Annotated in this window: 6 protein-coding genes; 4 read left to right on the top strand and 2 right to left on the bottom strand. The window is 72.8% G+C overall.

Annotated features, from left to right (window positions below; genetic code table 11):
• Position 1: 1 nt before the first annotated feature.
• Positions 2 to 1,237: an RNA polymerase sigma factor gene (locus ABZ193_RS35220; protein WP_237338139.1), complete on the top strand. Its 1,236-nt coding sequence runs from the start codon at positions 2 to 4 to the stop codon at positions 1,235 to 1,237.
• 315 nt (positions 1,238 to 1,552) lie between these two features.
• Entirely contained in the window at positions 1,553 to 2,782 is a 1,230-nt protein-coding gene (locus ABZ193_RS35225) for an amino acid permease (protein ID WP_354712901.1), read from the top strand.
• Here the strand turns inward: ABZ193_RS35225 and ABZ193_RS35230 are convergent.
• Together ABZ193_RS35230 and ABZ193_RS35235 are read right to left on the bottom strand one after the other, a co-directional pair.
• The gene (locus ABZ193_RS35230) at positions 2,743 to 3,849 is read right to left on the bottom strand and encodes a nitronate monooxygenase family protein (RefSeq protein ID WP_020418750.1); all 1,107 of its coding nucleotides are present in this window, start codon (positions 3,847 to 3,849) and stop codon (positions 2,743 to 2,745) included. The two genes, ABZ193_RS35225 and ABZ193_RS35230, sit on opposite strands and share 40 nt — an antisense overlap.
• Positions 3,850 to 3,860: 11 nt before the next feature.
• Positions 3,861 to 5,477 (bottom strand): acyl-CoA synthetase, encoded by a 1,617-nt coding sequence (locus tag ABZ193_RS35235; protein ID WP_237338137.1) that lies wholly within the window; start codon positions 5,475 to 5,477, stop codon positions 3,861 to 3,863.
• A gap of 58 nt (positions 5,478 to 5,535) precedes the next feature.
• Here ABZ193_RS35235 and ABZ193_RS35240 point away from each other — a divergent pair, with 58 nt between their 5' ends.
• Both ABZ193_RS35240 and ABZ193_RS35245 read left to right on the top strand, forming a co-directional pair.
• The gene (locus ABZ193_RS35240) at positions 5,536 to 6,324 is read left to right on the top strand and encodes a crotonase/enoyl-CoA hydratase family protein (RefSeq protein ID WP_020418752.1); all 789 of its coding nucleotides are present in this window, start codon (positions 5,536 to 5,538) and stop codon (positions 6,322 to 6,324) included.
• Between the two features lie 147 nt (positions 6,325 to 6,471).
• Positions 6,472 to 6,798 carry a hypothetical protein gene (locus ABZ193_RS35245; protein ID WP_354712900.1) on the top strand — a complete coding sequence of 109 codons (327 nt, stop codon included), beginning with the start codon at positions 6,472 to 6,474 and terminating at the stop codon, positions 6,796 to 6,798.
• Positions 6,799 to 7,118 lie beyond the last annotated feature (320 nt).

Below are 7,118 nucleotides of genomic sequence, written 5' to 3' on the forward strand. Positions count from 1 at the left end.
GATGACCGAACGGGAAGCGATCGCCGCCGTCTGGCGCATCGAGTCGGCGCGGATCGTCGGTGCGCTCGCGCGCTACACCGGCGATTTCGCGCTGGCCGAGGACCTCGCCCAGGAGGCGCTGGCGGAGGCGCTGGTGACCTGGCCGCGTGAGGGGGTGCCCCGCAACCCGGCGGGGTGGCTGCTCACGGTGGGCAGGCGCCGGGCGGTCGACGCGTTCCGCCGGCGCTCCGCGCTCGACGACCGGTACGCCGTCCTCGCCAACGAGATGCGCGAGGACGGCGGGGAGATCGAGTGGGACCCGGACCAGATCGACGACGACGTGCTCGCGCTGATGTTCATCTCGTGCCACCCGGTGCTGTCGCGGGAGGCGCGGGTGGCGCTGACGCTGCGGGTGGTCGGCGGTCTGACCAGCGACGAGATCGCGCGGGCGTTCCTCGTGCCGACCGCGACCGTGCAGGCGCGGATCACGCGGGCGAAGAAGACGCTCGGCGCGGCGGGGGTGCCGTTCGAGGTGCCCTCGCCGGAGGAGCGGGCCGCGCGGCTCGGGTCGGTGCTGAACGTGATCTACGTGATCTTCACCGAGGGGTCGTCGGCCAGCTCCGGCGGCGACCTGATCAGGTTCGACCTCGCGGGCGAGGCCCAGCGCCTCGCCCGCGTCCTGTCGCGCCTGATGCCGGACGAGCCGGAGGTGCACGGGCTGCTGGCGTTGCTGGAGCTGACCGCCGCGCGGTTCCCGGCGCGCACTGGGCCGGACGGGGAGCCGGTGCTGCTGGAGGACCAGGACCGGCGGCGGTGGGACCGGTCGGCGATCCGGCGGGGACGGGCGGCGCTGGCGCGGGCGGAGGCGGCCGGGCGGGGGCTGGGCGCGTACGGCCTGCAGGCCGCGATCGCCGAGTGCCACGCCGTCGCGCCGTCGGTGGCGGAGACGAACTGGGACCGGGTGGTGCTGCTGTACGAGGCGCTCGGCGGGCTCGCGCCGTCGCCCGTGGTCGACCTGAACCGCGCGGTGGCGGTGTCGATGGCGCAGGGCCCGGCGGCGGCGCTGCCGATCGTGGACTCCCTGGCGGCCGCCGGGGCGCTCGACAAGTCGCACCTGCTGCCGACCGTGCGGGGCGAGTTGCTCGTGCGGCTCGGCCGCGTGGCGGAGGCGCGGACGGAGCTGAGGCGGGCCGTCGAGCTGTGCGGGAACGAGCGGGAGCGCGCGGTGCTGGAGCGGAAGCTGGACGCTCTCGGCTGAGGGGGTTGGTTTCGGAAGGCCCGCGGATCGTGGACACGCGCTTGCCTCGGCGGCGGCCTGAGTCGGCGTGAGCCGGGAACGTGCACGCCGGCCGCCCGAGGATGAGCGCGCACCACTGGACACCTCGGCCGGCCCGGGCAGCGAGGACCGCCGAGAATCCCCAGCTGATGCGCCCACCAGCACGCCCCAGCCCCAGCCACCCACCTGCATGCCCTCGGCGAGCCGCCGGTCCGCGGACGAACGGGCGCCGAACATCCCGTAACGGATCATCCCCTCCGTCGGGGCACCGGATACGGTCTCCCCGTGACAGGACTCGTGCGGCGGCTCGGTACCGGGGACGCGGTCGTGATCGGCCTGGGGTCGATGATCGGGGCGGGGGTCTTCGCGGCCTTCGCTCCTGCCGCCCGTGCCGCGGGCGCCGGGCTGCTGATCGGCCTCGCGCTGGCCGCCGTGGTCGCCTACTGCAACGCCACCTCCTCCGCCCGCCTCGCCGCCCGGTACCCCGAATCCGGCGGCACCTACGTCTACGGCCGGGAACGGCTCGGCGAGTTCTGGGGTTACCTCGCCGGGTGGGGGTTCGTCGTCGGCAAGACCGCGAGCTGCGCGGCGATGGCGCTGACCGTCGCCTCCTACACCGCGCCCGGCGCGAGCCGCCTCGCGCAGTCGTTCGTCGCGGCGGCCGCAGTGCTCGCGTTGACCGCCCTCAACTATCGCGGCGTCCAGCGGTCGGTGACGCTCACCAAGGTCATCGTCACGATCACGCTCGTGGTCCTCGCCGGGTCGGTGGCCGCCATCGTCGTCGCGGGGAACCCGGCGGCCGCGCACCTGACGCCGTTCCCCGGCTCGGGGGCTGGGGGCGTCCTGCAGTCGGCCGGGCTGCTGTTCTTCGCCTTCGCCGGGTACGCGCGAATCGCCACCCTCGGCGAGGAGGTCCGCGACCCGGAGCGCACCATCCCCCGAGCGATCCCGATCGCACTGGGGATCACGCTCGTCGTGTACGCGGTCGTCGCCGTTTTCCTGCTGCTGCAACTGGGTCCGGACGGTCTGGCGTCCACTTCGGACCCGATCGCCGCCGCGGTCGCGGGCACGTCGTGGTCGGCGCTCACCCCGGTGGTCCGGGCCGGCGCCGCGCTGGCCGCGCTGGGCTCGCTGCTCGCACTCGTGCTGGGCGTGTCCCGGACGACGTTCGCGATGGCCCGCGACGGCCACCTGCCCGCTCCGCTGGCCGCCGTGCACCCGCGGTTCGCCGTGCCGCACCGCGCGGAGGTCGCGGTCGGCGTCGTGGTCGCCGCCCTGGTGCTGGTGACCGACCTGCGCGGTGCGATCGGGTTCTCGTCGTTCGCGGTGCTGACCTACTACGCCATCGCGAACGCGAGCGCGTGGACGCTCGGCACCCGCCGCGTGGTGCCCGTGGTGGGGCTCGCCGGCTGCGTGGTGCTCGCGTTCAGCCTGCCGCTGTCGTCGGTGATCAGCGGTGTCGTGGTGCTGGCCCTCGGCGCGCTCGCCTACCTCGTCTTGTCCAGGCGGGACAGGGCCTCCTCGTAACCGCTGACCAGGTCGGCCACGATCTCGGCCACCGGGCGCACCCGGTCGATCCGGCCGATGATCTGGCCTGCCGGCATCGACACGACCGTCGGGTCGTTCGCCGCGTGGATGCGGTTGTGCGCCTTGCTCACCAGCAGGTTCTGCAGCGGCATCGGCAGCGGATCGGGCGCGTCCGCGGACGACCAGGCCTCCGTCCAGCGCGTCTTCAGCAATCGTGCCGGTTTGCCGGTGTAGATGCGCGTCCGCACGGTGTCCGACGACGTCGCCCCGACCAGCGCGCTCTGCATCGCCGTTGACTCGGGCATCGTCTGCAGGTACTCCTCCGTCGCGAGCCAGATCGAGCCGGTCCACGCGCCGGACGCGCCGAGCGCCAGCGCCGCCGCGACCTGCCTGCCCGACCCGATCCCGCCCGCCGCGAGCACCGGCGCGCGGTCGCCCACCGCGTCGACGATCTCCGGCAGCAGCACCATCGACGCGATCTCGCCGGTGTGCCCGCCCGCCTCGTACCCCTGCGCCACGACGAAGTCCACGCCGTTGTCGACGTGCCGCACCGCGTGCTCGGCCTTGCCGGCGAGCGCCGCCACCGGCACGCCGTGCTCGTGCGCCTGGTTGATCACGTCGACCGGGGGTGAGCCGAGCGCGTTGGCGATCAGCTTGATCGGGTGCTTCAGCGCGACCTCGACGTGCGAGCGGGCCACCGAGTGCAGCCAGCCGAGAACGCCGGCGCGTTCCTCGGTGTCCTCCGGCAGCTCCGGCACGCCCAGCTCGCGCAGCGTCCGCTCGACGAACGCGCGGTGCTCCTCGGGGATGAGCTTTTCGAGGTCCACCGCCGCGCCCTCGGCGGGCACCTTCGCGGGCATGACGATGTCGACCCCGTAGGGCTTGCCGTCGGTGTTGGCGTCCATCCAGTCCAGCACCCGGTCGAGTTCACCGGCGTCGTTGAACCGCACGCAGCCGAGCACGCCGAGGCCGCCCGCCTTGCTGATCGCGGCGGCCACGTGCTCCGACGGGGTGAACCCGATGATCGGGTACCGGATGCCGAACGTCTCGCACAGCGCGGTGCGCATCAAGTGTCTCCTCAGGCCTTCTGGATCTCGGTCGGCTGGTGTTCCGCCGCGTGCCGGGCGGCCCACTGGTAGTCCGGTTTGCCGGTCGGGAGCCGCCCGATCTTCTCGACCAGCCACACGCTGCGCGGCACCTTGTAGCCGGCGACCTGCGTCCGGACGTGCGCCTCGATCGCGCCGAGGTCGGGCGTGACGCCGGGCCGGGCCTGGAGGATCGCCCCGACCCGCTGGCCGAGCCGCTCGTCCGGCACACCGACGACGATCGCGTCGAACACGTCCGGGTGGGACTTCAGCGCGCTTTCGACCTCTTCCGGGAACACCTTCTCCCCGCCGGTGTTGACGCACTGCGAACCGCGGCCGAGGAGGGTGACGGTGCCGTCCTCCTCGTAGCGGGCCCAGTCGCCGGGCACGACGTAACGGTTGCCCTCGACCTCGACGAAGATCGTCTCGGACTTGGCCGGGTCCTTGTAGTAGCCCAGCGGCACGTGCCCGCGGCGGGCGATCCGCCCGGTCGCGCCGGCCGCGCGCGGGACCAGGCGGTTGTCGTCGTCGATGAGGATGGCGTCCTTGCCGAAGTTCACCCGCGGACCCGCCGAGTGGTCGGCGCCCTTGGCGACCATGCCGATGCCGGTGAAGCCGCTCTCCGACGAGCCGATCGCGTCGGTGAGCACCAGGTTCGGGAAGGCGTCGAGGTACTCCTGCTTGACCGGCTGGGAGAACAGCGCGGCGTGGCTGGACACGGCGACGAGCGACGAGGCGTCGTAACCGCCCTCGCGGTAGGCGTCGAGCAGCGGGCGGGCCATCGCGTCGCCGACGATCGTCAGGACGTGCACCTTGTGCTTCTCGATCTCGCGCCAGATCTCGTGCGGGTCGAACTGCGGCACGAACACGACGGTGCCGCCGCCGAACATCGCGCCGAAGGCGGCCCACTGGGCGGCGCCGTGGATGAGCGGCGCGGCGGGCAGCCGGACCATCGCGCCCTGCTTGCCCCGCTCGGCCATCGTCCACTCGTCCGGAACGTACTCGCCGGTGACGAAGTCGATGCCGCCGCCGAGCGCCCGCCACACGTCTTCGTGGCGCCACATGACGCCCTTCGGGTACCCGGTGGTGCCGCCGGTGTAGACGATGTAGATGTCGTCCGGGCTGCGCTCGCCGAAGTCGCGGTCCGGCGACTGCGCGGCGAGGGCCGGCTCGTACTCGGCGCCCCCGTAGCCGGAGAAGTCCGCGCCGCTACCGTCCTCGACCACTAGTACGTGTTTCAGTTTCGGGGCCTTCGGGAGGACCGCGGCGACCTTGTCCGCGTACTTGCGCTCGTGCACGAGCGCGACCAGGTCGGCGTTGTCGAAGAGGTATTCGAGCTCGGCTTCGACGTAGCGGTAGTTGACGTTGACCGCGATGGCGCGCAACTTGTACGCGGCGAACATCGCCTCGATCGTCTCCACGGAGTTGCGGGAATAGACGCCGATGTGGGAGCCGGGACCGACCCCCTGCGCGGCGAGGTGGTGCGCCAGCCGGTTGGCCCTGTCCTCCAGCTGTGCGTAGGTGACGTGCCGCTGTCCGCAGATGACCGCGGGGCGATCCGGCACGGCGTCGACGGCGTGCTCGAGCAGATCCGCGATGTTGTATGCCACCCAGCCAAAGTAGAACATGTTATCGTTTTGGGCAATGGCGCCGGATGGAGAGGTACTCATGACGCAGCCGCACGCTCTGGTTGAACAACGCGCGCACACGCTCGTGGTGACGATGAACCGGCCGGAGGTCCGCAACGCGATCAGCGGCGAGATGATGGCGATCCTGGTCGAGGCCTGGGACCGGGTGGACAACGATCCGGAGATCCGGTGCTGTGTGCTCACCGGCGCGGGTGGCGCGTTCTGCGCCGGGGCGGATCTGAAGTCGATGAACCGCAACTCCCCCGCGGACTCCTACGAGAAGGGCACGTTCGACCCGGGCCGCATCGAGGGCCTGTTGAAGGGGCGGCGGTTGACGAAACCGCTGATCGCGGCCGTGGAGGGCCCGGCGATCGCGGGCGGCACGGAGATCCTGCAGGCCACGGACATCCGCGTGGCCGGGGAGAGCGCGCGGTTCGGCGTGTCCGAGGCGCGGTGGGGCCTGTTCCCGATGGGCGGCTCGGCGGTGCGGCTGCCGCGGCAGATCCCGTACACGCTGGCGGCGGAGATCCTGCTGACCGGGCGGCACCTGACCGCCGCGGAGGCGAAGGAGATCGGGCTGATCGGCAGCGTGGTGCCGGACGGGACCGCGCTGGAGCGGGCGCTGGAACTGGCGGACATGATCGCCGCCAACGGGCCGCTCGCGGTGCAGGCGATCCTGCGCACGATCCGCGACACCGAGGGGATGCCCGAGGAGGAGGCCTTCAAGATCGAGGCGCAGTACGGGCTGAAGGTCTTCCAGTCCGCCGACGCGAAGGAGGGGCCGCGCGCGTTCACGGAGAAGCGCACGCCCCGGTTCGAGGGCCGCTGAAACTGTCGGTGGTGGCCGCTAACTTGGCCGCGATGGACGGCGATCCCGCCGGCGGGGCCAAGTGCGCGTACCGCAAGCCGCCGCCGGCGGGGGTGCTGCCGCACCACGGGCGGGTCGGCGTACCACAACGACGACCGGTGCGAGTGGATGCGCAAGGGGCAGGAGCACGTGCGCCGCAGGGGCGGCGAGACCGGTGACGTGGTGCCGGTCCGCTGGGCGGACCTGGGCCCGGAGAAGCTCCAGCCCTGCCTGCACTGCTGCACCGATCGGTGGCTACGGGAGCGCGGAAAGGTGAATCCGCCCGGGAAGCCCTGTCTCGTGCGGGACTCCGGGCAGTGGGTGCCGGGAACGCTGACCTGGGAGAAACACCCGCGCGCCGACGGTTCGTGGTGGGCGTCGGTGCGCTTCGCACGCTCCGGCGAGGTGGTGACGGACGAACGCAGCCAGCGGGACCTGCGGCCACGCCCAGCCTGAGCGGGCGCCCGCATCACGCCCAGCGTGAGTGGGCGCCCGCATCACGCCCAGCCTGAGCGGGTGCCGGATCGCGCGCAGCCTGAGCGGCCCGCATCGCGCCCAGCCTCAGCGGGTGCCGGATCGCGCAGCCTGAGCGGGCCCGCATCGCGCCCAGCCTGGGCGCCCGATCAACCCCAACGCTGGGGGTAGGTCGGCGGGGAGCCACGCGGGCCCGAACCGCGCCCCGCGGGCAGCCTCGGGACACTGGCAGTCCGCAGGGCGCGCGGAGCCGCCCCCAGGGCGCTGACAGCACGCGGCGCGCGGCTGCCCGCAGCGCGCGG

This window comes from Amycolatopsis sp. NPDC006125, assembly GCF_040614195.1.
Classification (GTDB): domain Bacteria; phylum Actinomycetota; class Actinomycetes; order Mycobacteriales; family Pseudonocardiaceae; genus Amycolatopsis_E; species Amycolatopsis_E tucumanensis.

Excerpts from the sequence above, each read along its gene's own strand:
- ABZ193_RS35230 (WP_020418750.1), bottom strand. The coding sequence starts at position 3,849 with ATGCGCACCGCGCTGTGCGAGACGTTCGGCATCCGGTACCCGATCATC.
- ABZ193_RS35245 (WP_354712900.1), top strand. The coding sequence starts at position 6,472 with ATGCGCAAGGGGCAGGAGCACGTGCGCCGCAGGGGCGGCGAGACCGGT.
- ABZ193_RS35220 (WP_237338139.1), top strand. The coding sequence starts at position 2 with ATGACCGAACGGGAAGCGATCGCCGCCGTCTGGCGCATCGAGTCGGCG.
- ABZ193_RS35240 (WP_020418752.1), top strand. The coding sequence starts at position 5,536 with ATGACGCAGCCGCACGCTCTGGTTGAACAACGCGCGCACACGCTCGTG.